General features: G+C 66.8%; 22 protein-coding genes. 18 read left to right on the top strand and 4 right to left on the bottom strand.

Annotated features, from left to right (window positions below):
* Nucleotides 1–40: 40 nt before the first annotated feature.
* The 3 genes from ACUJ46_RS09635 to ACUJ46_RS09625 are packed head-to-tail and all read right to left on the bottom strand — an operon-like array spanning nt 41 to nt 2,246.
* Entirely contained in the window at nt 41–1,015 is a 975-nt protein-coding gene (locus tag ACUJ46_RS09635) for a hypothetical protein (RefSeq protein WP_445390269.1), read from the bottom strand.
* Entirely contained in the window at nt 1,012–1,716 is a 705-nt protein-coding gene (locus ACUJ46_RS09630; RefSeq protein WP_445390268.1) for a lysophospholipid acyltransferase family protein, read from the bottom strand. The genes ACUJ46_RS09635 and ACUJ46_RS09630 overlap by 4 nt, the downstream gene beginning before the upstream one ends.
* Entirely contained in the window at nt 1,713–2,246 is a 534-nt protein-coding gene (locus ACUJ46_RS09625) for a YdcF family protein (RefSeq protein ID WP_445390267.1), read from the bottom strand. The genes ACUJ46_RS09630 and ACUJ46_RS09625 overlap by 4 nt, the downstream gene beginning before the upstream one ends.
* Nucleotides 2,247–2,464: 218 nt before the next feature.
* Here ACUJ46_RS09625 and ACUJ46_RS09620 point away from each other — a divergent pair, with 218 nt between their 5' ends.
* The 8 genes from ACUJ46_RS09620 to ACUJ46_RS09585 all read left to right on the top strand — a co-directional run bounded on the left by ACUJ46_RS09620 (nt 2,465) and on the right by ACUJ46_RS09585 (nt 11,352).
* On the top strand, nt 2,465–3,559 hold the full coding sequence (locus ACUJ46_RS09620; RefSeq protein ID WP_445390266.1) for an MJ0042-type zinc finger domain-containing protein: 1,095 nt from the start codon (nt 2,465–2,467) through the stop codon (nt 3,557–3,559).
* A gap of 101 nt (nt 3,560–3,660) precedes the next feature.
* A complete protein-coding gene (locus tag ACUJ46_RS09615; protein WP_445390265.1) occupies nt 3,661–4,896 on the top strand; it encodes an acyl-CoA dehydrogenase family protein in 1,236 nt (411 codons plus the stop codon).
* A gap of 240 nt (nt 4,897–5,136) precedes the next feature.
* Nucleotides 5,137–5,502, top strand: coding sequence for a preprotein translocase subunit SecG (secG, locus tag ACUJ46_RS09610; RefSeq protein ID WP_445390553.1), 366 nt, complete (start codon nt 5,137–5,139; stop codon nt 5,500–5,502).
* A 77-nt stretch (nt 5,503–5,579) separates the two neighbouring features.
* Nucleotides 5,580–7,208: a CTP synthase gene (locus ACUJ46_RS09605; RefSeq protein ID WP_445390264.1), complete on the top strand. Its 1,629-nt coding sequence runs from the start codon at nt 5,580–5,582 to the stop codon at nt 7,206–7,208.
* Between the two features lie 157 nt (nt 7,209–7,365).
* Nucleotides 7,366–7,809 carry a hypothetical protein gene (locus ACUJ46_RS09600; RefSeq protein WP_445390263.1) on the top strand — a complete coding sequence of 148 codons (444 nt, stop codon included), beginning with the start codon at nt 7,366–7,368 and terminating at the stop codon, nt 7,807–7,809.
* Nucleotides 7,810–8,145: 336 nt separating this feature from the next.
* The gene (gene proS, locus ACUJ46_RS09595) at nt 8,146–9,435 is read left to right on the top strand and encodes a proline--tRNA ligase (protein ID WP_445390262.1); all 1,290 of its coding nucleotides are present in this window, start codon (nt 8,146–8,148) and stop codon (nt 9,433–9,435) included.
* A 17-nt stretch (nt 9,436–9,452) separates the two neighbouring features.
* Nucleotides 9,453–10,679 (top strand): lipoprotein-releasing ABC transporter permease subunit, encoded by a 1,227-nt coding sequence (locus ACUJ46_RS09590; protein WP_445390552.1) that lies wholly within the window; start codon nt 9,453–9,455, stop codon nt 10,677–10,679.
* Complete coding sequence (locus ACUJ46_RS09585; RefSeq protein WP_445390261.1) at nt 10,672–11,352, top strand: ABC transporter ATP-binding protein; 681 nt, start codon at nt 10,672–10,674, stop codon at nt 11,350–11,352. The genes ACUJ46_RS09590 and ACUJ46_RS09585 overlap by 8 nt, the downstream gene beginning before the upstream one ends.
* 39 nt (nt 11,353–11,391) lie before the next feature.
* Here the strand turns inward: ACUJ46_RS09585 and ACUJ46_RS09580 are convergent, their stop codons facing one another.
* A complete protein-coding gene (locus ACUJ46_RS09580; protein ID WP_445390260.1) occupies nt 11,392–12,489 on the bottom strand; it encodes a hypothetical protein in 1,098 nt (365 codons plus the stop codon).
* Nucleotides 12,490–12,579: 90 nt separating this feature from the next.
* Here ACUJ46_RS09580 and dnaE point away from each other — a divergent pair, with 90 nt between their 5' ends.
* The 10 genes from dnaE (at nt 12,580) to rseP (ending at nt 24,037) form a co-directional block, all read left to right on the top strand.
* Nucleotides 12,580–16,056, top strand: coding sequence for a DNA polymerase III subunit alpha (gene dnaE / locus ACUJ46_RS09575; RefSeq protein WP_445390259.1), 3,477 nt, complete (start codon nt 12,580–12,582; stop codon nt 16,054–16,056).
* Nucleotides 16,057–16,698 carry a lysoplasmalogenase family protein gene (locus ACUJ46_RS09570; RefSeq protein WP_445390258.1) on the top strand — a complete coding sequence of 214 codons (642 nt, stop codon included), beginning with the start codon at nt 16,057–16,059 and terminating at the stop codon, nt 16,696–16,698.
* A gap of 96 nt (nt 16,699–16,794) precedes the next feature.
* Nucleotides 16,795–17,550 (top strand): 30S ribosomal protein S2, encoded by a 756-nt coding sequence (gene rpsB, locus ACUJ46_RS09565; RefSeq protein WP_445390257.1) that lies wholly within the window; start codon nt 16,795–16,797, stop codon nt 17,548–17,550.
* A 209-nt stretch (nt 17,551–17,759) separates the two neighbouring features.
* Entirely contained in the window at nt 17,760–18,689 is a 930-nt protein-coding gene (gene tsf / locus ACUJ46_RS09560; protein ID WP_445390256.1) for a translation elongation factor Ts, read from the top strand.
* 111 nt (nt 18,690–18,800) lie between these two features.
* The gene (pyrH, locus tag ACUJ46_RS09555) at nt 18,801–19,523 is read left to right on the top strand and encodes a UMP kinase (protein ID WP_445390255.1); all 723 of its coding nucleotides are present in this window, start codon (nt 18,801–18,803) and stop codon (nt 19,521–19,523) included.
* A 15-nt stretch (nt 19,524–19,538) separates the two neighbouring features.
* Nucleotides 19,539–20,108: a ribosome recycling factor gene (frr, locus tag ACUJ46_RS09550; protein ID WP_445390254.1), complete on the top strand. Its 570-nt coding sequence runs from the start codon at nt 19,539–19,541 to the stop codon at nt 20,106–20,108.
* Between the two features lie 80 nt (nt 20,109–20,188).
* Nucleotides 20,189–20,893, top strand: a complete 705-nt coding sequence (locus tag ACUJ46_RS09545; RefSeq protein ID WP_445390253.1) for an isoprenyl transferase — start codon at nt 20,189–20,191, stop codon at nt 20,891–20,893.
* Entirely contained in the window at nt 20,880–21,704 is an 825-nt protein-coding gene (locus tag ACUJ46_RS09540; RefSeq protein WP_445390252.1) for a phosphatidate cytidylyltransferase, read from the top strand. The genes ACUJ46_RS09545 and ACUJ46_RS09540 overlap by 14 nt, the downstream gene beginning before the upstream one ends.
* A complete protein-coding gene (gene dxr, locus ACUJ46_RS09535; protein WP_445390251.1) occupies nt 21,704–22,885 on the top strand; it encodes a 1-deoxy-D-xylulose-5-phosphate reductoisomerase in 1,182 nt (393 codons plus the stop codon). The genes ACUJ46_RS09540 and dxr overlap by 1 nt, the downstream gene beginning before the upstream one ends.
* A gap of 9 nt (nt 22,886–22,894) precedes the next feature.
* The gene (rseP, locus tag ACUJ46_RS09530; RefSeq protein ID WP_445390250.1) at nt 22,895–24,037 is read left to right on the top strand and encodes an RIP metalloprotease RseP; all 1,143 of its coding nucleotides are present in this window, start codon (nt 22,895–22,897) and stop codon (nt 24,035–24,037) included.
* Nucleotide 24,038 lies beyond the last annotated feature (1 nt).

Genomic DNA, 24,038 nt, shown 5'->3' with positions numbered 1-24,038 from the left:
CCGGAAAGCGCAAGCGCCGGCTTGTGGCTGCCATTACCTGTCAGCGCAGGCGGGGGCAGGGCGGCTCCTGTCCGCGCACCGGGGGTGGTGGTTTCGACGGGTCGCGCGGCTCTGCCGTCACCTCGCCCGGCAGCAGGCCCGAAAAGGCGATGACTTCGGCCCGGCGCGCCCGCTTTTCCGATAGCGGCGGCTGCCCCGCGAGGGTGGCGCGGACATTGGCCGGGCAGACCGTCTCGATCGTGCCGGCCACCCGCAGCCCGCCTGCGCCATCGGGCACGATGGTCGCCCTCATCAGGGCGACTTCCCCGGTGGCGTCCTTCAGGCTCATCCGCTCGATCTCGACCGTGCCGCGGTCGAGCCATCCGGCAAGGCTCTGGATGCGGGATGCGGCGGTCAGTTCCATGTCCATGGCAAGGCCCAGCGCATCGCCATCGCCAAGGCGCAGGGCCTGGGCGCCCAGCACGATTTGCGCCTGGGTGGGAAGGCGCGGGTTGCGCGGTTCGGCTGCGGAATCAAGCGACGGGGTTTCGCGCAGATGCGCCTCGAACCTGTCGGCGGTGGCAGAAACGGGCAGCAGCCCGGTTTCGATCCGGGCCTTTTCCCACACGCCCGAAAGGCGGGCGATGCGGGCATCGTCCAGCCGCAGCGACGCCTGCGCCGTTTCCGAACGGATAAGGAGCCTGGCGCCGCGCAGCGGCCGGAGCGCGATTTCGGCTTCCGGCCGGCTCAGGTTCAGCACCTGGCGGCTGCGCTGCCATGGCACACGGTTCACCGTCATGTCCGGGGCGTCGATCCGCGCCGTGAGCGCACTGTCCATGTGGTTTACGGCAACCGGGGCGACATGTGCCTGCAGCCGGTAGGGAAAGCCGCCTACGGGGACATCGCCGGCCTGGGGCAGAATGGCCTTCAAATCCGCGCGCAGGTCATTTGCTTGGCTGGTCCACATCAGGCCCCACAGCCCCAGCCCGGCAACGAGCGGCAGCAGCGTCATCCACAGCGGGATCCGCCGTTTCATGAAAGCACCTCGGCGGATTTCGGATCCTGGTTGATCGCGGCGTGCACGCGGGCTTCCATCTCTTCGCGGGGGAGGCCGGGCGGAATGGGCGGCATGAAGCAGAGGGTGACGGTGCCGGGCTTCTTCACGAAGCCGCGTGTCCAGACATGGCCGGCATCGTGGCAGACGGGGATGATCGGCGCCTTCAGCCCCTGATAGACACCAAAAAGCCCGGCTTTCAGCGGCGGGGCCTCACCCACAGGCACGCGCGTTCCTTCCGGGAAGATGAAGACCGGCCGGCCTTCGGCTGCGCGTGCACGGGTCTGGCGAATCATCGATTTCAGCGCCGCGCCGGCCTTTTCCCGCTCCACGAAGACGCTGCCATGTTTTTCAGCCGCAAGGCCCCATGCCGGAATGCGCCGCAGCTCCGCCTTCATCACCACCGCCGGCCAGTGGAAGAGATAGAGGGTGAGGATCGTTTCATAGGCGGATTGGTGCTTGGAGGCGACGATCACCGGATCGTCGGGAATGCGGCCCCGAACGACCAGCCGGATGCCGAGGAACATGCGCGCGGACCAGACGAACCACTGCGCCCACAGCTTCGATCCGCGCCGCACCCACTGTGTCGAGAAGGGGGCAACCAAGGCGATCATCATCGCGATCAGCGCCGAGATCGGGTAGAAGATGATGTGAAAGACGATGGCGCGGATTATCCCGATCATGCTGCTCGCACCCTCAGCCTGAGCCATGCCACCTGGAACTTCGCATATTCGTACAGCATCGCCGGCAACGGCAGCCCCGCCGACACGCCATCGGGCACGATGGTCACGCCTTTGGGCAGTCTGCTGTCGAGTTCGGCAAGCGCACGGGGCATGTGGTAGCCGGCCGTCACCAGCCTGACCGACCGGAACTCATGGCGCTCCACCCATTCGGCGACCTCCTCGGCGTTGGAACGGGTGCTGTCCGCCCGGAAACCGAGGTCCGTGCAGCAGCGGAAGAGGCTGGGCGGGATTCTGGCGGCGGCCTGAAGTTCCCGCGGGCTGACGCTCTGGTCCACGCCCGAGATCAGCATGCGCCGGGCCTCTCCGGCCTGCAGCACCTCAACCCCGCGCGCCAGCCGGCCCGGCCCGCCGGTCAGCACGGCAACGCCATCGGTGCGGGTGCCGGCCGGTGCCGGACCATGCTGGGCGAGGACGAAGAGGATGAAGCCGCCTGCCCAAAGCAGGAAGACCAGCCCTGAAATGCGCGCCATGGTTCGTGCCATCCGGCCGGCGGGGCGCGCGGTCTGTCTGCGGCTACGGGGTGTCTTCTGCGGCCGGGCCATTGCCGCGCCTTAGGCCCGGCCCCGGCGTTTGGCAAACCCGTACCAGCGCGATGCTGGCCATGCTCTGGTTCACGGACAAAAGTTTCATTCACGGCATTCCGGCGCGGTGCTTGCCGTTACCCCGTTACCTGTGGAAAGGAAGATGCATGCAATTGACATGCCCGAGCTGCGGGGCGCGCTACCGCATCGACGTGAGCGGCTGGCCAACCGAACCCGGCCCCGACGGGGAGCTGGCCTTCAAGCCGCGCAAGGTTCGCTGCAAGCTTTGCCGCGAGGTCTGGTTCGGCGTGCCCGAGGAAGAAGCGCTGGAGCTTCAGGATCCGCTGCCGCCGGACGAAGGGCCGCGCCCGGCCGAAGCCGCCTGGACGGCAGTTGGCGGCTGGTCGTCGCAGCGCATGGCGGAGCCGCCGCTTCCCGACCCCGACGCCGAGCCGATCATGCAGTTCCAGCAGCCGCCGGCCTTTCCGCAACGCCCCGCGATCGGCACGGCGGATGCGCCGCCGGTGCAGTTCCAGCCCGCGACGCCGGATACCGCTGCTTCCTCATCTTCCTTCCCGACCTCGCGGGGGGAAGGCAGGCCGGCTGGCGGAAGGCCCGATGCCCGAACGGGGCCAAGGCTTCCGGGGCCTGCCGCCCTCGGCTCGGCCGAGGATCTGGAGGCGGTTTCCCGCGCCCGGCAGGATGCGGCTTCGGAAGACGATGATTTCCAGTATGACGAGGGTGACGAGGGTGACGAGAGTGACGGGGAGGGCAGGGCAAGGCGCTGGCCCTGGATCCTGCTCGCGCTGTTGGCCGGGCTTCTGCTGCTGGCAGCCCTGGTGCTCACGGGGCGAATCCGACCCGAAGATCATGGCCTGCCGCCTCTCGATCTTTCCGGCCTTCCTGCCTGGGCCAATCCGGCGGGTATCGGCCTGAAGCCCATCAGCCTGCCTCGTGCGGCGCCCCCGCCGCTGACGATCGAGGCCGAGGCGGTGAAGCGCCAGCTGCCGGGCGGGCGCGAAGTGTGGGACGTGAAGGCAAGCATCCTGAACCCGACCGGCAAGCGCCAGCCCGTGCCACCGGTTGAGGCTGCCCTCCTCGACGAATCGGGCCAGGTGCTCGGCCGCTGGACGGTGCGCCCGGATGTCACAAGCCTGTCCGCGGGTGAAGTCACCATGATCGAGACAACGGCCATCGATCCGCCTGAAAAGGCCGAGCGGCTGCGCCTGCGGCTGAAACCGGCCGAGATCGGACGACTCTGAGATTTTTTGCCGGCCCTCTCTCAATCCATCAGGTTGCGCAGGTCGTCTTCCGGGCTAAGCTTGGCCATCAACATGGTCCAACAGGCCGAGGGGAGACTGGAATGCAATTCGAATATTCGCCGCGCACCAAGGAGATGCTCGAGAGGCTGCGCGCCTTCATGGACGAGCATATCTACCCCAACGAGGCCCGCTACGAGCAGGAATCCCACACAGGCGAACGCTGGAAGGTGATTCCCCTCATCGAGGAGCTGAAGCCCAAGGCGCGCGCCGCCGGCCTCTGGAACATGTTCGTGCCGCCGGTGCATGCGGGCGGCGACCCGGTCCATCATTTCGAGTTCGACGGCACGCCGCTCACCAACCTCGAATATGCGCCGCTGGCCGAGGAAATGGGCCGCGTCGGCTGGTCTTCCGAGGTGTTCAACTGCGCCGCGCCCGATACCGGCAACATGGAAGTGCTGGCCCGCTACGGCACGAAGGAGCAGCAGGAAAAGTGGCTGCTGCCGCTGTCGCGCGGCGAAATCCGCTCGGCCTTCCTCATGACCGAGCCGGCCGTCGCTTCGTCCGACGCCACCAACATCGAAACCTCGATCGTGCGCGATGGCGACCATTATGTCATCAACGGTCGCAAATGGTGGTCGAGCGGCGTGGGCGATCCGCGCTGCAAGGTGGCCATCGTGATGGGCAAGACCGATCCATCGGCGCCCAAGCACCTGCAGCAGTCGCAGATTCTCGTGCCGCTCGACACGCCGGGCATCACCAATGTCCGCGCGCTCCACGTCTTCGGCTATGATGATGCGCCCCACGGCCATTTCGAAGTGCTGCTGGAAAATGTCCGCGTGCCGGTCGAGAACATCATTCTCGGCGAAGGCCGTGGCTTCGAGATCGCGCAGGGCCGCCTCGGGCCGGGCCGCATCCACCACTGCATGCGCTCCATCGGCTCGGCCGAGCGGGCGCTGGAAAAGATGGTGAAGCGCCTGAAGTCCCGCGTCGCCTTCGGCCGGCCGGTGGCTGACCAGGGCGTCTGGCACGAGCGCATCGCCAATTCCCGGATCGAGATCGAGCAGGCGCGCCTTCTGACGCTGAAGGCCGCCTTCATGATGGACACCGTGGGCAACAAGGACGCCAAGGCCCTGATCGCCATGATCAAGGTGATTGCGCCCAACATGTCCACCAAGGTGATCGACATGGCGATCCAGGCCCATGGCGGCGGCGGCGTGTGCCAGGATTACGGTCTGGCGGCCGCCTATGCCGGCCAGCGCACCCTGCGCCTGGCCGACGGCCCGGACGAAGTGCACCGGCAGACGATCGCCAAGGAAGAGCTGCGCCGCTACAACTGAGGCGCGGTCGTTCCGGATTGAAGCGGGCGGGGGCCATGTCCCCGCCCGTTTTCATGTCCAGGCTCCGGCAAGGGCGTCCGGCCTCTTCAGGCCCCCTGTGCGGGCGGCATGCTTGCCCACGCCATGGGCGGTCGCGCAGATTCGCGATGGCTGCGCTGCTGCGCCTTTTCTTGCCTTGTGCGCCGCCGCACACTATGTGCCCCCTGTCCCGACACTGCTGCTCGCGAGATTCCGAACGTGCTGATGACCTTTCTCCTCGTTGTTCATGGCCTTCTGGCGCTGGCGCTTGTCGGCGTCATCCTGCTCCAGAAGTCCGAGGGCGGGGGGCTTGTCGGTGGCGGATCGGGCGGCGGGCTTGTTTCGGCACGCGGCGCGGCCGACCTCCTGACCCGCTCGACCGCGATTCTGGCGACGCTGTTCATCGTTTCGTCCCTTGGTCTTGCCTGGCTTGCAGGCCATTCAAACCGCCCCAAGACGATCGACACCACGCTCGCCCGCGAGGCGCCCCCTGTCGGCCCCCTTGGCGCGCCGGCGCCGGCCGCGCCGCCGGCGCTTCCGGGCCTGGCGCCGGCCCAGCCTGACGACAGCGTGCCCGTCGCCAACTGATCATTCGTTTTTTTCTTGAGACAAAGAGGTGCGTCCCGCGTGACAGCGGGCGCGCCAGAGGATAGGTGTTTTCTCCCATGGCGCGGTTCATCTTCATCACCGGCGGCGTGGTGTCTTCGCTTGGCAAGGGGCTCATGGCCGCGGCGCTCGGTGCGCTGCTGCAGGCCCGCGGCTATCGCGTGCGCATCCGCAAGTTCGATCCCTATCTGAACGTCGATCCGGGCACCATGAGCCCGACCCAGCATGGCGAAGTCTATGTGACGGACGATGGCGCCGAGACCGACCTCGACCTCGGCCACTATGAGCGTTTCACCGGGGTCGCCTCGCGCCAGTCCGACAACATCACCTCGGGCCGCATCTATTTCGATATCCTCACGAAGGAGCGGCGCGGCGACTATCTGGGCGGGACCGTGCAGGTGATCCCGCATGTGACCGATGCCATCAAGGCCTTTGCCCGCGCCGAGACGGACGATCTCGACTTCGTGCTCTGCGAGATCGGCGGCACCGTGGGGGACATCGAGGGCCTGCCCTTCCTGGAGGCGATCCGCCAGATGGGCAATGAACTGGGGCCGGAAGGCGCGCTGTTCATCCACACCACGCTGGTGCCCTTCATCGCTGCCGCCGGCGAGCTGAAGACAAAGCCGACCCAGCATTCCGTCGCCCAGCTGCGCGGCATCGGCATCCAGCCGCAGATCCTCGTCTGCCGGTCGGAACATGAACTTCCCGAAAGCGACCGGGCGAAGATCGCGCTGTTCTGCAATGTCCGCAAGGAAGCCGTGGTTCCGGCGCTCGATGCCGATTCCATCTATGCCGTGCCGCTGCAATATCATGCCGCCGGGCTCGATTCCGAAGTGCTGCGCGCGTTTGGCATCACCGATGCCCCCGCGCCCGATCTTTCGCGCTGGGAAGACATTGTCGAGCGGCTGCGCACGCCTGAGGGAACCGTCCATATCGGGGTCGTCGGCAAATATACGGGCCTGAAGGATGCCTATAAATCGCTGACCGAAGCGCTGGTGCATGGCGGAATCGCCAACCGCGTCGATGTGAAGCTGCGCTGGATCGACGCCGAGGATTTCGAACGCGGCGATGTCGCCGCCATGCTCGAGCCCTGCCACGGCATTCTCGTGCCCGGCGGTTTCGGGGAACGCGGCAGCGAGGGCAAGATCGCGGCGGTGAAGTTTGCCCGCGAGCATCGGGTGCCTTTCTTCGGCATCTGCCTCGGCATGCAGATGGCCTGCGTCGAATCGGCCCGCAACACGGCCGGCCTCGAAGGCGCCTCCACCACCGAATTCGGCCCGACGCCGCACCCGATTGTCGGCCTGCTGACCGAATGGGAAGCCGGCGGCAAGCGCCACATGCGTGACGAGACGTCCGACAAGGGCGGCACCATGCGGCTGGGCGCCTATCCGGCGAAACTTGCCGGCAACAGCCTTTCGGCCGCGGCCTATGGCGCCACCGAAATCAGTGAGCGCCACCGCCACCGCTATGAAGTGAACATCGCCTATCGCGCGCAGCTGGAAGCCGGCGGCCTCGTCTTCACCGGCCTGTCGCCAGATGGCGAGCTTCCCGAAATCGTCGAGCGGCCGGACCACCCCTGGTTTGTCGGCACCCAGTTCCACCCGGAGCTGAAGTCCAAGCCCTTCGCGCCGCATCCGCTGTTCCGGAGCTTCATCGCGGCCGCACTTCGGCAAAGCCGGCTGGTCTAGGAGAGCCGGTAACGCCTGCCCTTTGCCTTGCCGGGTCGCTGTCCCGGTTCCGGCACGAAGACTGAAAAATAGTTTCGTGACAGGCCCGCAATGCGCCGCCACAATCACGGGATAGCCTTTTCAGCCGCGCGATGTTCGCGCCATAAGGGAGAGTGGCATGTTGAAAACCCGTCTGACCGGCCTGCTGGCCGGCACAGCGCTCGTGATGCTGGCGGCATGCGGGCAGGGCGGAAGCACGCCCGGGGCAGGCGATGACGCCCCGGCTGTCGATGCGTCCTCGGCCATTGCCGATCCGCCGGCCGCGAACCGCGCGTGGATGCCGGCAGCCATTGCCCTGCCAGAGCCGCACAGCGTGTTGCAGGACATGAAGATCGGGGCGAACACCCACCTTCTCCAGATCGTCGTGCCGGACGATCCCGCCGCCGAATTCCCCCGCTGGAAGGAAGCCCTCGTGGCGGGCGGCTATGATGTCAATGACTCCATGCTTTTTGATGGCCGCCTGCTGTTCCAGGGGCAGGGCGTGGAAAGCGGCCAGATTGCCGTCTCGGCAGCGGAAGAGGGCGGCTACATGATCCAGGTCGATGTGAGCCTTCTGCCCTGATCCCTCTGCCCCCGCCCGGGCATGGAGGCACAAAAAAGCCGCCGGGGCGACCCGGCGGCTCTTTCCTGTGGTGCGGGCGGACTGGCACAGGCCCGCAGATCATTTCCCGTTTGTGGCTCTTGTGGCGTGCGGGCATGCCGCCGCCTGGCCTTTCCCTGAACCCTGGCCGGTTGCCCAACCTTGGTAGGAGCACAGTAGGGGGCAGGTGGCGGGCTGTCATCAAACTGCAAGGCCTTGCCATGATTCCCTTGGCGGCTGTTGCGGCAGTGCCACAGCATCGGCTAAGCGCCGCACGTCGCAACCGGCGTCCGCACACGCCATCCGAGGATCCTTTTCATGCTGCTCAGCCGCTACCTTCTGCCCGTGATGAAGGAAACGCCAGCCGACGCGCAGATCGTCTCGCACCAGCTGATGCTGCGCGCCGGGCTGATCCGCCAGACAGCTGCCGGCATCTATGCCTGGCTGCCGCTGGGCCTGCGTGTCCTTGAGAACATCGCCCGCATCGTCCGGCGTGAGCAGGACCGCGCCGGCGCCATCGAGCTGCTGATGCCGACGATCCAGCCGGCAGACCTGTGGCGCCAGTCGGGCCGCTATGATGCCTATGGCCCGGAAATGCTGCGCTTCCGCGACCGGCACGACCGGGAAATGCTTTATGGCCCCACCAACGAGGAAATGATCACGGCGCTTTTCCGCGACTGCGTGAAAAGCTACCGTGACCTGCCGCGCACCCTTTATCACATCCAGTGGAAATTCCGTGACGAGGTGCGCCCCCGCTTCGGCGTGATGCGCGGCCGCGAGTTCCTGATGAAGGATGCCTACAGCTTCGACCTGGACGAGGAAGGCGGCCGCGCCAGCTATGATGCGCAGTTCACCGCCTATCTCAGAACATTCGCGGCGCTCGGGCTGCGGGCGGTGCCGGTGCGCGCGCCCACGGGCCCCATCGGCGGCGACCTGAGCCACGAGTTCCACATCCTTGCCGACACCGGAGAGAGCGAGGTCTATTATGACGCAGCCCTCGACGATGTCGACCTCGCGGACCCGGACGCACCTGCTCGCCTGCGCGGCCTCTATGCCATGGAGGCGGAAGAGCATGCGAAGGTGACGGATTGCCCCGTCCCCGCAGACCGGCTGGCCAGCCGGCGCGGCATCGAGGTGGGCCACATCTTCTTCTTCGGCACCAAATATTCCGAGACCATGGGGCTTCAGGTGCAGGCGAAGGACGGCAGCCAGCTCACCCCGCTGATGGGCAGCTACGGCATCGGCGTATCCCGCCTGATGGGCGCCATCATCGAGGCCGGGCACGACCAGCAGGGTATCATCTGGCCCGACAGCGTCGCCCCCTTCGATGTCGGCCTCATCAATCTGAGGCCCGATGATGCGGGCTGCGCGGCCGCTGCCGCCGGCATGCAGGAAAAGCTGGAAGCCGCTGGCCGCAGCGTGCTGCACGACGACCGCGACGCGCGCCCGGGCGAGAAGTTCGCGACCATGGATCTCATCGGCCTGCCCTGGCAGCTGACGCTTGGCCCCAAGGGGCTGGCGGCCGGCACGGTCGAGCTGAAGCGCCGCGCGACGGGCGAGAAGCATGAGCTTTCGCCGGAATCGGCGCTGGCGCGGATCCTCGGGTGATCACCGCCTATGAGCGCATGGTGGCGGGGCGCTATCTCGTGCCCGGCCATGGCGAGCGCTTCATCTTTCTGGTGGCCGGCATTTCGCTTGTCGCAGTGGCGCTGGGGGTTGCCGCCCTCATCGCGGTGATGAGCGTGATGAACGGCTTCCGCGCCGAACTGTTCGACCGCATCCAGGGCCTGAACGGCCATGCCGTGGCGCAGGGCTATGGCGGCCGCCTGCCCGACTGGGAAAGCATCGTCGAGGAAGCGCGCCGGACTCCGGGCGTGACAGCGGCGATTCCCCTTGTCGAGCAGCCGCTGATGGCGACGGCCGCAAGCCGCGTCGAGGGCGTGCTGGTGCGCGGCATGCGGGTAGAGGACATCCGCGAGACGCCGGTCATCGCCGGCAATGTGGTTTCCGGTTCCCTCGATCGCCTGAGCGAGGGGGAGGCGGTGGCCGCCATCGGCGCGCGGCTGGCGGAAAATCTTGGCGTGCGTGTCGGCGACCGCATCGCCCTCATCTCGCCGGACGGCAATGTCACGCCCTTCGGCACGGTGCCGCGCATCGTTTCCTATGAAGTGGGCGCGGTGTTCGAAGTGGGCGTCTATGATTATGACAAGGCCTTCGTGCTGCTGCCGCTGGGCGAGGCGCAGACCCTGCTGCGGCTCGGCAGCGATGTCGGCATGATCGAGATCACGACATCCAACCCCGACCGTGTGGGGGAAATCCTGAAGCCGCTGGCGGCGAAGATCGGCCTGTCCGCCCTCATCACCGACTGGCGGCAGCTCAATTCGGCGCTGTTCGAGGCGCTGGTGGTGGAGCAGGTGGTGATGTTCTGGGTTCTTTCCATCATCATCCTCGTCGCCGTGTTCAACATCCTCTCCTCCCTCATCATGCTGGTGCGCGCCAAGACGCGCGACATCGCCATCCTGCGCACCATGGGGGCAAGCCGGGCGGCGCTGATGCGGGTGTTCGTGATGGTGGGCACCACCATCGGCGGGCTTGGTGTTCTGCTTGGCCTGATTCTCGGCTTCACCGTGCTGCACTTCCGCCAGCAGATCGTCAGTTCCGTATCGGCGCTGACGGGCACGGACCTGTGGGATCCCTCGATCCGCTATCTTGCCGAGCTTCCCGCGCGGACCGACCCGGCGGAAATCGTGGCCATCGTCATCCTTGCGCTTGTGCTGTCCTTCCTTGCCACCCTCTATCCGGCGTGGAAGGCTGCCTCGACCGACCCTGTGACGGTGCTTCGCTATGAGTGAGCCGGCGCTTCGTCTTTCGGGGCTGACCCGCAGCTTCACCCAGGGGGGTGTCACCATCGCGGTGCTGCGCGGCGTCGAGCTCAGCCTTGCGCGCGGTGAGATCGTGGCGCTCCTTGGGCCATCCGGCTCAGGCAAGTCGACGCTTCTGCAGGCGGCAGGGTTGCTCGAAGGCGGCTTCGGGGGCGCCATTGCGATCGACGGCGTTGCGGCACAGGCGCTTTCCGACGATTCGCGCACCGCGCTCAGGCGTGACAAGCTCGGCTTCGTCTATCAGTTCCACCATCTCCTTCCCGATTTCACGGCGGAAGAGAATGTGGTGCTGCCCCAGCTGGTCAAGGGCGCGGACCGTGCCGAAGCCCATGCCCGGGCGCGCGAACTGCTCGAAGCTCTGGGGCTGGGGGCGCGGCTGGAGCACCGGCCTTCGCAGCTTTCGGGCGGGGAGCAACAGCGCGTGGCCGTGGCCCGCGCGCTTGCCAACCGGCCCGTGCTGGTGCTGGCTGACGAGCCGACGGGCAATCTCGATGAAGGAACAGCCGCAAAGGTCCTGGCGGCCTTTCTCGCGCTTGTCCGCTCGCAAGGGTCGGCCGCGCTTATCGCCACCCACAACCGGGCGCTGGCGGCACAGACCGACCGTGTCGTCGAGCTGCACGAAGGCAGGTTGCGCCCGGCCTGAGCCGGTTTTGGCGGGTCTCAGGCGGGACTTCAGGCGGTCTCAGCCGGTTGGCGGCATGGCCTTTGCGCGCGCATCGATCCCCCATGCCAGGGCCCAGGAGAGGGCGTGGAACATCAGGTGCAGCACCCCTTGCGAGGCCATCAGCGCCGAGACCTCTCCCGCTGCCGCACCGGTCAGGGCGATGGCAATCGCGGCGAAGAGCAGTTCCTTGTTGGGCACGGGCAGGCGGCCGATCACCATGCGCAGCGCAGCCAGTAGCGCCCAGGCTTCGGGCGGGATCGCCGGAAGGGCGACGATCCAGCTTGCCGTTATGAGACTCTGTGTGCCCACCGCCCTGAGGAAGTGCCACCGCAGGGCAAAGAGATTGTCGGCCACCCTCAGGCTCAGCACCCGGCCACGGAAGAGCAGCAGCCCGGCATTGAGCAGCAGCAGCCCGCCGAAGCCGATGGCGAGCGCCTTCAGCATCGCCGGTTCGGCCGCCTCCACAAGTATCGTGCCCCCGTCGAGGGCAAGGGCAAGAAGCAGGGCAAGCATGGTTGCAGCGATTCCGGCAAGCCCCGACGTGATGACCATGTCCTTGATGGCGGCAAAGGGGGCTTCGGCCGGGTTCGCGCCAGGGCCATCGCCCCGTCCGAGCGCGAGCGGGGCGCCCTCTTCGAGCCGGATGCCGAAGCGCAAGGTGGCCCAGGCGACAAGGTAGCTGTGCCCTGAATAGCTCAACACGGCCTCGTTCAGCACCCGCATCCGCAGGAATAACGAAAGGTCGCGCCAGCCAAGGCCCCACCAGCGCCGGAAGACGCGATATTCGCTGAGCGGCTGAAGGAAATAGGCGCCGGCGAAGAAAAGCCAGTAGGCCGGGCTTGCCGGCAGCACCGCCAGCATCGACCGCCAGCCCACATCCTGGATGGCGCGCAACAGCAGCCCCAGGACAAGAAGCGACAGGGCAATTCCGCCAAGCCTGCCCAGCAGGCCTGCGGCAGGCGTGCCGGCCAGACGCCGCAGCCTGTCGATACGCGCCCGCAGCCGGCCGGCCAGGCCCGGCGCGCGTGCGGCGCGCATGTCGGCGCGCGCCGTGCGGCGGGTCGGGGCAGGATCCGGTGCAGGATCCTGAGGTGGGCGTTCGGAAGCTGGGGCCATGGTCTCCGCTAGCCCGGCTGAGCCCGCTTCTCCACAGCTTTCGGAGCGTGCGGGCTTGAGGGCAGCGGCTGAAAGCCCCACTGTGAAGCAATGGCGGCCAACCACCCTTATATTCCGCTTCGCGTGCAATCCTGCTTCTCGATGCTCGATTCGACCATCGAGGTGAAGGCGCTGGCGAAGGCCTGCCGTGCGCGCGGCCTTCCTGCCATCGGCCTGACGGACCGCGGGAACCTCTTTGCCGCCATGGCCTTTTCGAACGCCTGCATGGATGCGGGCGTGCAGCCTGTCATCGGCACCCTGCTGCCTGTCGTCAGGGACATGCCGCCCGGTTCGCTCAGGCCCGGCGCGAAGCCGCCTGTCGATCATCTCGTGCTGTTCGCCCGCGATTCCGGGGGCTGGCAGAATCTCCTGTCGCTCGTTTCCGATGCGCATCTGAAGGATCCGGGCACGCTTGACCGCCTTGCCGGGCGCACCGAAGGCCTGATCGCGCTTACCGCCGGGCCGGACGGCGCGCTGGCGCGGCTTCTGGCCGAGGGTCAGGCCGAAGAGGCGGACAGCCTTGCCCGCCGGCTGCAGGCCCTGTTCGCAGACAGGCTCTACATCGAGATTTCCCGCACCGCAGACCCGGTCGAAACCGCGAGCGAGGAAGGTCTGATCGACCTCGCCCATGCGCTGGGCACCCCGCTTGTCGCCACCAATCCGGCGCGCTTTCTGGAACCGGGCGGCCACGCCGCCCATGATGTCATGCTGTGCATCGCCGAAGGCCAGTATCTCGAATCGGCCGATCGCCGGCGGTCCAATCCGCAGCATTATCTTGCCAGCGCCGAGGAGATGGCCGCCCGATTTGCAGACCTGCCCGAAGCGCTGGAGATGACCGCCCATGTGGCGCGCCGCACGGCCTTTGCCCTGAAGAAGCGCGACCCGGTCCTGCCCAAGCTCGTGGCCGACCCCGAGGCCGAGAAGGCGACGCTGCGGACGCTGGCTGAGGAAGGGCTGGCCGCCCGCCTCGCCGACCTGCCCGGAACCGACCCGGCACCCTATCATGCGCGGCTCGACTTCGAGCTCGACATCATCGGGCGCATGGGCTTTGCCGGCTACTTCCTGATCGTTGCCGATTTCATCCACTGGGCCAAGGGGCAGGGCATTCCTGTCGGCCCGGGGCGCGGTTCGGGCGCCGGATCGGCCGTCGCCTGGGCGCTCAGGATCACCGATCTCGACCCGCTGGCGCTCGGCCTTCTGTTCGAGCGCTTCCTGAACCCCGAGCGCATGTCGATGCCCGACTTCGACATCGATTTCTGCGAAACCCGTCGCGAAGAGGTGATCCGCTACGTCCAGCAGAAATATGGCCGCGAGCAGGTGGCCCAGATCATCACCTTCGGAACGCTGAAGGCGCGCGCCGTGGTGAAGGATGTGGGCCGGGTGATGCAGCTGCCCTATGGGCAGGTGGACCGGATCTCGAAGATGATCCCGGCCAACCCGGCCGACCCATGGGATCTGAAACGCGCGCTCGAAGGGGTGCCCGAACTCAATGCCGAGATCGAGGCCGACCCCAAGGTTCGCAAGCTGATCGACATCGGCCTCCAGCTCGAGAACCGGCCGCGCCATTCCTCGACCCATGCCGCTGGCGTCGTCATCGGCGACCGCCCCCTGTCGGAGCTGGTGCCTCTCTACCGCGATCCCCGCTCGGACTTTCCTGTCACCCAGTTCGACCTGAAATGGGCCGAGGATGCAGGGCTGGTGAAGTTCGACTTCCTTGGCCTGAAGACCCTGTCCGTCCTCGCGCGTGCGGTGGCGCTGCTGGCGGAGCGCGGCGTCGTGGTTGATCTCGATCACCTGCCGCTCGATGACCAGCGGGTCTATTCCCTGATGACGCGCGGCGACACGGTGGGGGTGTTCCAGTTCGAATCCGAGGGCATGCGCCGCGCGCTGGCGCTGGTGAAGCCGACCCTGTTCGAGGACATCATCGCCCTTGGCGCCCTGTACCGCCCCGGCCCGATGGACAATATCCCGAGCTTTGCGGCACGCAAATGGGGCCGGGAAGAGCCGGATTACCTCCACCCCATGCTGGAGCCGATCCTGAAGCCCACCTATGGCGTCATCATCTATCAGGAACAGGTGATGCAGATCGCCCAGGTGCTGGCCGGCTATTCCCTCGGGGAAGCCGATCTTCTGCGCCGGGCGATGGGCAAGAAGAAGAAGGAGGAGATGGACGCCCAGCGCGCCCGCTTCGTGAGCGGCGCCGAGGCCAATGGCGTGAAGCCCGAACGCGCCGAGTTCATCTTCGACCTGGTCGACAAGTTCGCCGGCTATGGCTTCAACAAGAGCCACGCCGCTGCCTACGCCCTCGTCGCCTGGCAGACCGCCTGGCTGAAGACCCACCACCCGGCCGCCTTCTGCGCAGCATCGATGGCTTATGACATCCACCTGACGGACAAGCTCGCCGTCTTCGTGGATGACATGCGCCGCCTGGACATTCCGCTTCTGGGGCCGTGCATCAACGCCTCGGGGTCGGATTTCACGCTGGAGGACCTGCCCGACGGGCGGATAGCGGTGCGCTATGCCCTGGGGGCGCTGAAGGGCGTGGGCGAAGGCGCGATGGAGGACATCGTGGCCGAACGCCGGCGGGGCGGGCCGTTCCGCTCGCTCGACGATTTCGTCAACCGGATCGACCCGCGCGCCCTCAACCGGCGGCAGATGGAAGCGCTGGCCGCGGCCGGGGCATTCGACTGTTTCGGGCCGGCGCGAGCGCGCGTGCATGCCGCAGCCGAGCATCTGATGGCGGCCGCGACCCGGGCCGCCAATGCGCGGTCGACAGGGCAGGGCGGGCTTTTCGGCGGTGACAGCGCAGTCGAGGCCGTGCCGCTGCCGCAGGTGGACCCATGGCCGCCGGGCGAGCGTCTGGCGAGGGAACGGGAGGCCTTCGGCTTCTGGTTCTCCGGCCATCCGGTCGAGAATCATGCCGCCGTGCTCGCGGCCATGCAGGTGATCACCGCGACCGATGCGCTCGCCCGCCGCTCCCCGGCCGGAACACGGCTGAACCAGCGCATGGCGGGTCTGGTCGAGGCCGTGCGCTGGCGCACCCCGCAGGGCAAGGGGCCTGACCGCCGCTACCTGATGGCTGACCTGACCGACCAGAGTGGCAAGTGGGGCGCCAATGTCTTCAACCCCGAGGCGCAGGCCGAAGTGGAAGCGGCCCTGGCCGCTGGCGAACCGCTGCTTTTCGACGTGGAACTGCAATGGCGCGAGGGAGACGAGACGCCGCGCCTGACCATCCAGTCAGCAAGGCCGCTTCAGGCGATGGTGAAATCGGCGCGCGCGCTGCTGACGATCGAACTGGCGCCGGGGGCATCCCCCGGCCTGGTTCCCTCGCTTGCGGCCTGGTTGCCGCGCGGCGGGCGCTGTGTGGTGGAAGCAGGTGTGCCGCTGGCCGGTGGCGGCCGCGCCATCGTGCGGCTGGGGCAGGATTTCGCCCTGCCGCCCGGCGCCGAGACGGATATCGCCGAACTCGAAGGCGTTGCCGAGGTCATGGTCACGGCCCTGTCCCAGCCGCTCAGGCTGGTGGCCTGAATGCTTTACGTCGCAGCCCTTGTGGCGGGTCTTTCCTTGCCGCTTGGCTGGGGCCTCGGCCTGCCGGACTGGGCGGCGATTGCCTGGAAGGGGGCGGGTGTCGGCCTTCTCGCCATCTGGGCCTCGCGCCTCGGGCGAAGCACCGATCACCGGCTTCTCGTGCTGGTGCTGCTGCTTGGGTCGATCGCCGACATGGTGCTGGAGCTTGCCTTCATCGCCGGGGCGATGATCTTCGCCCTCGGCCACGTCGTCGCCATCACCCTTTATGCCCGCCACCGTCGGTCCGGCCTCGGCGCGCGGGACGTGGCGCTCGCCGGGCTGTTCACTGGCGGCGCCATGCTGCTCGCGGCCCATCTGGCGAGCGTGGACATGGCAGCGCCCGTCGCCGTCTACACGCTGTTCCTAGCGGCGATGGCGGCAATGGCGCTTCTGTCACGCTTTCCGCTGGCGGCGGCCGGCGCGCTTCTCTTCACGCTGTCCGATCTCCTGATCTTCGCCCGGATGGAGAGCCTTTCCGGTGCAAGCTGGGTGGGTCATGCCATCTGGTGGCTCTATTTTGCCGGCCAGGCGCTCATCGCGCGCGGTGTCGGCACGGCGCTGGGCGGGGCAGTCGTTCTTGACTCCGGGCACGTGCGGCGCTAACCGCCCGCCCATTCCACACGTGGGGGGAAACCTTCCGGTGCCGTGCCTCATGCCCGGCTTACCCCCACGGAGGATCAACCGGTTAGGAGACAGATCATGACGGCACAAGACGTGTCGATGCAGGCGCTGCTTGAAGCTGGCGCCCATTTCGGCCACCAGACCCACCGCTGGAACCCGAAGATGAAGCCCTACATCTTCGGCGAGCGCAACGGCATCCACATCCTCGACCTGTCGCAGACGGTGCCGCTGTTCACGCGCGCCCTCGACTTCGTGCGCGCCACTTCGGCTGCCGGCGGCAAGGTGCTTTTCGTCGGCACCAAGCGCCAGGCGCAGGAGCCTCTGGCCGAGGCGGCCCGCCGCTGCGGCCAGCATTATGTCAACCATCGCTGGCTGGGCGGCATGCTCACCAACTGGAAGACGATTTCCGCCTCCATCAAGCGCTACAAGACGCTTGAAGAGCAGCTTTCGGGCGACACGCACGGCTTCACCAAGAAGGAAGTGCTGAAGATGACCCGCGAGCGCGACAAGTTCGAAGCCTCGCTCGGCGGCATCCGCGACATGAACGGCCTGCCCGATCTCATGTTCGTGATCGACGTGAACAAGGAAGACCTGGCCATCAAGGAAGCGACGGTCCTCGGCATTCCGGTGATCGCCATCCTCGATTCCAACTGCGATCCGGCAAACATCGCATTCCCGGTTCCGGGCAATGACGACGCCAGCCGCGCCATCCAGGTCTATTGCAATGCGGTCGCTGATGCGGTGCTCGCCGGCAAGCAGGGCCATATGGCCGCCATGGGCGTTGATATCGGCGCCCAGGCCGAGCCCGAGGCCGAGGTCGCCCTCGGGGCCTGATGTCTCGCACGCGGGTTTCCTGCGTGTCATAAATCCGTAGCGGAGGGGCTGCACGAAGCCGTGCGGCCCCCCTGACTGCAGGAAGGCTTCGGGCCAGACGTTCCGGCCTTCCCGGTCAATGAAGCCAACGCTCAAGCGAGCGCTCAAGGAAACAGCGAGCTTCGCTCAAGAAAACATTGAGCTTTGCTCAAGGAAACAAGGAGCCTGACATGGCCGAGATTACCGCCGCACTCGTGAAAGACCTGCGCGACCGCACCGGCGCCGGCATGATGGATTGCAAGAAGGCGCTGGTGGAAACCGGCGGCGACTTCGAGCAGGCCGTCGACTGGCTGCGCACGAAGGGCCTCGCCGCTGCCGCCAAGAAGGCAAGCCGCACGGCTGCCGAAGGCCTCGTCGGCGTTGTCGTCCAGGGCAATCGCGGCGCTGTCGTCGAAGTCAACTCCGAGACCGACTTCGTCGCCAAGAACACCCAGTTCCAGCACTTCGTCGGCGAAGTCGCGAAGGTCGCGCTCGAAACCGGCGAAGACGTGGCCGCCCTGCTGGCCGCATCCTATCCCGCCGGTGGCGGCACCGTCCAGGAAGTGCTGACGAACAACATCGCCACCATCGGTGAGCAGCAGGCCGTGCGCCGTGCTGCCATCGTCGAGGCGACGGGCGTCGTTGCATCCTATGTCCACAACGCCGCTGCGCCTGATCGCGGCAAGATCGGCGTTCTCGTGGCGCTCGACAGCACCGCCGCCGACAAGGAGGCGCTCGCCGCCCTCGGCAAGCAGCTTGCCATGCATGTTGCCGCCGCGAACCCGCTCGCCCTCAACGCCGATGATATCGATGCGGCGCTTCTCGAGCGTGAACGCTCCATCGCCGCCGAAAAGGCCGCGGCTTCCGGCAAGCCGGCCGACATTGTCGAGCGCATGGTCGAAGGCGCGGTGAAGAAGTTCGCCGGCGAACAGGCGCTGATGAGCCAGGTCTTCGTCATGGACGGCAAGACCCGCGTGTCCGACGTCGTCGCCGCCGAGGCCAAGAAGCTTGGCGCCGACATCAGCGTCAGCCGCTTCGTGCGCTTCCAGCTGGGCGAAGGCATTGAAAAGGCCGAAAGCGATTTCGCAGCCGAAGTTGCCGCCGCTGCGGGCGTCGCCTGAACGACCTCACGGGCTGATGCGGCCCGCGCCATCCGCTTGAGCCAGGAGGCTTGAGCCGGGGGGCGCGGGCCGCTAAGCCGTTTACGGTTCCACATCTGTCAAAGGCTTTCCATGTCTGCCCGGCCCTTCAAGCGAATCCTGTTGAAGCTGTCGGGCGAGGCCGCGATGGGGGACCAGGATTTCGGCATCGACCCGCGCATGGTGCAGCGGGTGGCGGGCGAAGTTAAGGCCGCCAAGGATGCCGGCTACGAACTCTGCCTTGTCATCGGTGGCGGGAACATCTTCCGTGGCATGGCGGGCGCCGCCAAGGGCATGGACCGCGCCACGGCCGATTACATGGGCATGCTGGCCACGGTGATGAACGCGCTGGCCATGCAGGATGCGCTGGAACAGCTTGGCGTTGAAACCCGTGTGCAATCCGCCATTCCCATGGCGTCGGTGTGCGAGCCCTACATCCGCCGCCGCGCCGAACGGCACCTGCAGAAGGGCCGGGTCGTGATCTTTGCCGCCGGCACCGGAAGCCCCTATTTCACCACCGATTCCGGCGCCGCGCTCAGGGCAGCCGAGATGAAGTGCGATGCCCTGTTCAAGGGCACGTCGGTCGACGGCGTCTATGATCGCGACCCCAAGGCCCATGCCGATGCCGTGCGTTATGACAGCATCAGCTATGGCAAGGTTCTGGGCGACAATCTGAAGGTTATGGATGCCGCCGCGATCGCGCTCTGCCGGGAAAATGACATCCCGATCGTGGTCTTCAATATCCGGGAAGCAGGCAATCTCGCCCGGGTTCTGGCCGGAGAGGGGCGCGCGACCATCGTTGGCGGCGCGAACTGAGGGAACGAAATCATCATGGCTGAATTTGACGCAAAGGCCACGCTGGCCGATCTCGAGCGCCGCATGAAGGGCGCCGTGGAAACCCTGAAGGGTGACCTTTCGGGCCTGCGCACGGGCCGCGCTTCCACTTCGCTTCTCGATCCCGTGACGGTCGAAGTCTATGGCGCCAGCATGCCTCTCAACCAGGTCGCGACCGTGACCGCGCCCGAGCCGCGCATGCTTTCGGTGCAGGTCTGGGACCGGTCGAACGTCCAGATGGTGGAAAAGGCGATCCGGTCCGCCGGTCTTGGCCTCAACCCGGTTTCCGAAGGCCAGACGCTGCGCCTTCCCATCCCTGACCTGACCGAAGACCGGCGCAAGGAACTGGCCAAGCTCGCCACCCAATATGCCGAAAAGGCGCGCATCGCCATCCGCAACGTGCGGCGCGACGGCAACGACATGCTGAAGACGGCCGAAAAGAAGGGCAAGATCAGCCAGGACGATCAGAAGCGGCTGGAAGGCGACATCCAGAAGCTGACCGACAAGAGCATTGCCGACGCCGATGCGGCCTCGGCCGCCAAGGAGAAGGAAATCCTCGGCAAGTGAGGTGGCTGCCGCCCGTTCGTCCGGCCCGAAGGGCTGATGACGGATCTGCGTCCGCTGCGGACCCGGATGCCGTTCCGGGGATGATTCCGGGCGGCCCGCGCCATGTTGCCATCATCATGGACGGGAACGGGCGCTGGGCGAAGGCACGCCACATGCCGCGCCTTGCCGGGCACAAGGCCGGTGTCGATGCGGTGCGGCGCATCGTGCGTGCCGCACCCCGGCTCGGCGTGGAAACCCTGACCCTCTATGCCTTTTCCTCGGAAAACTGGCGCCGTCCGGCCGAGGAAGTGTCCGACCTCATGAGCCTTCTGCGGCACCATCTGCTCGCGGAACTGGAAGAGCTTGACCGCAATGGCGCGCGCCTTGGCCTGATTGGCGACTGGCGCGCCCTCAAGCCCGATATCGTCGAGCGGCTTGAAAACGCCATGGAGGCGACACGGCACAACAGCCGCTTCCAGCTGGTTGTGGCGCTGAACTATGGCGGGCAGGACGAACTGACCCGCGCCGTCCAGTCGCTCGCTGCCCGCGTCGCGGCAGGCGAAATCGCGCCTGCGGCCATCACGCCGCAGCTGATCGAGGCCGCGCTCGATACGGCAGCCCTGCCGCCGGTCGATCTCATCATCCGGACTTCGGGCGAGCAGAGGCTTTCCAACTTCCTGCTGTGGCAGGCGGCCTATGCCGAGCTCTGGTTCACCCCGACCCTCTGGCCCGATTTCGACGAGGCCGTCCTGCGCGAGGCCGTCGAGACCTTCGCCAGGAGGGAAAGGCGCTATGGCGGGCTCTGATCCCGCCACCCCGCCGCCTGCGGCGCGCTCCGGTCTTGTCTCCCGCATCGTCATTGGCCTGTTCCTGGCGGTTCTCGCCATGGCCGATATCTGGGTGGGCGGGCCAGCCTTCACGGCACTGGTGCTTCTGGGTGTCTGCCTGATCTTCTGGGAATGGGCGGTGATGCACCACACGCCGGGCCATTGGCGCATTCCGGGCCTGGGCGCGATCGGGGCAACGGCCGTTCTCGCGCATGTCGGGCGGCCGGTCGAAGCCCTGCTGGTGCTGGGCACGTCCATTCTCGTCTTTGCCATCCTCTCCGCTATGGTGCGCATGCCGGGCAAGCGCTGGCTCTCGACAGGGCTTGCCTATGCCGGGCTTCCGGCGGTCGCGCTGATCTGGATGCGCGGCCAGACTGACGGCTTTGCACTGGTGATGTGGACCATGGCCCTCGTCTGGGTGACGGACAGCCTTGCCTATTTCAGCGGCCGCAGCATCGGCGGCCCGAAAATCTGGCCTGCCATCAGCCCCAACAAGACCTGGGCCGGGCTGATCGGCGGTGCGCTGGGCGCGGCCCTGTTCTCGGGGCTTTATGCCGGCACCTATCTGTGGGAAGGCCGGCATCTCCTCCTCGCACTGGTCGGCGCGGCGCTTGCCGTGGTGGCGCAGGCGGGGGATTTTTTCGAAAGCTGGCTGAAACGAAGGGCCGGCGTGAAGGATTCGGGCAGGCTTCTGGGTTCGCACGGGGGCATCATGGATCGTGTTGACGGTCTTGTGCCTGTAAGCTGTGTCGTTGCCCTGTGGGCCGCCCTTGCCGGAGTTGCCGTCTGATGAAGCGCATCACCATATTGGGGGCCACCGGCTCGGTCGGATCCTCCACCCTTGATCTCGTGGCCCGCAACCCCGACCGTTTCGCGGTCGAGGCTGTTACCGCAGGGCGGGACTGGCGGCGGCTTGCCGAAGTGGCGCAGGCCTGTGGCGCGCGGCAGGCCGTGATCGCCGACGCCGCCTTTCATGCCGAGCTGAAGGACGCGCTGTCCGGCACGGGCATTGCGGTTTCGGCCGGGCCGGAGGCGCTGGTGGAGGCCGCCCGGGCGCCGGCTGACCTCGTGATGGCGGCGATCGTCGGGGCGGCAGGCCTGCCCCCGACACTGGCCGCACTGGAAGCCGGCACGACCGTGGCGCTTGCCAACAAGGAGGCGCTGGTCTGCGCCGGAAGCCTGATGACTGCTGCCGCCCGGCGGACAGGTGCGGATCTTCTGCCGGTGGACAGCGAGCATAACGCCATCTTCCAGGTGCTCGAATCGAAGGAGCGGGTCGAGCGCATCACCCTGACCGCTTCCGGCGGCCCGTTCCGCAGCCTGAGCCTCGACGAGATGCGCGCCGTGACGCCGGCGGAAGCCGTCCGCCATCCGACATGGTCGATGGGCGCGAAGATCTCGGTCGATTCGGCCACGCTCATGAACAAGGGGCTGGAACTGATCGAGGCCTGGCACCTGTTCGGCCTGCGGCCGGATCAGCTCGCCGTGCTGGTCCACCCGCAGAGCCTGGTGCACGGGCTGGTGGAATATGTGGATGGATCGGTTCTGGCCCAGCTTGGCCCGGCCGACATGCGCGTGCCCATCGCCCATGCCCTGGCCTGGCCCGAGCGCATCGCAACGCCGGTCGAGCGGCTGAACCTCGCCGCCATCGGCCGGCTGGAATTCGAGGAGCCGGACCGCATCCGCTTCCCGGCGCTGGCGCTCGCAGAGGCAGCGCTTGCCGCCGGCCAATGCCGCCCTTGTGTTCTGAACGCCGCGAATGAAGTGGCGGTCGCAGCCTTTCTGGGAGGCGCAATCGGCTTCCTCGACATTGCCGCCGTGGTCGAGGACAGCCTTGCGGCCCTTGCGCCCGGTTGCCCGGAAACGCTCGACGATGTGTCCGCCATCGATGCCGAGGCCCGTGCTGTCGCGCAACAATTTGTCTCGAAACGTGGCGAAAGAGCGTTTGCCGGCAAACGCCGCGCGGGATAATCTCGAGCCATGGAAACCCTTGCTGCCCCCGGTGTGCTTTACACCGCCTTCGTCTTCATCTTTGTCATCGGGCTTCTCGTGTTCGTGCACGAGTTCGGTCATTACGCCATGGCGCGGGCGTTCGGCATCCGGGTGGAGGCTTTCGCCGTCGGTTTCGGCAAGGAAGTCATCGGCTGGACAGATCGCAACGGCACGCGCTGGAAGCTCGGCTGGATCCCCATGGGCGGCTATGCCAAGTTCGCCGGTGACATGAACGAGGCCAGCCAGCCCGATGAAAGCCTGAAGGCGCGGGTGAGCGAGGCGGACAGGGCCGATCTCTTCATGTTCCGGCCCCTGTGGCAGAAGGCGCTGGTCGTCGCCGCCGGGCCGGGCATCAATTTCCTCTTTGCCATTCTCATCTTCGCGGCCTTCTTCCTCACCTACGGCCACCAGATCACGCCGCCCGTCGCCGGGCAGGTGGTTGCGGGAACACCTGCGGCCGAAGCCGGGTTGAGGGCCGGCGACCGCTTCGTCAGCATCGATGGCCAGGGCGTCGCCCGCTTCGAGGATGTGATGCGCATTGTCGCCATCAACCCCGGCCAGCCGATGCGCGTGGACATCGAGCGCGACGGGCAGAGCATCACGAAAACCATCCTTCCCGATATCGTGGAAGAGCGCGACCGTTTCGGCAATGAATATCGCCGCGGCATGCTCGGAATTGCTTCCGGGCAGCGCGTCGTCGAGCATCACGGGCTTGCCGGTTCGGTGAAATGGGCTGTCATCGAAACCTGGGACACGGTGCGCATGATGTGGGACACGCTGGCCCAGATCGTGTCCGGCCGGCGTGCGGTCGACGAACTGGGCGGGCCGATCAAGATCGCCCAGTTCTCGGGACAGAGCGCGACTCTGGGGCTTCCCGCCCTCATCAGCTTCATCGCGCTCATCTCGATAAACCTCGGGTTCATCAACCTGCTGCCAATCCCCATGCTGGACGGAGGGCATCTGTTCCTCTACGCGCTGGAAGCAATCCGGCGTCGTCCGCTCAATCCGAAGGTCCAGGAGTGGGCGTTCATGTCGGGATTCGCTTTGCTGATGTCGCTCATGGCATTCCTCACCTGGAACGATCTGCAATCGGTCGGACTGTGGGACAGGCTCGCCAGCATCATCAGCTGAC

The organism is Sandaracinobacteroides sp. A072 (assembly GCF_052616365.1).
The sequence above is the reverse complement of the archived record's forward strand: the minus strand, read 5'-3'. Positions and strand labels throughout refer to the sequence as shown.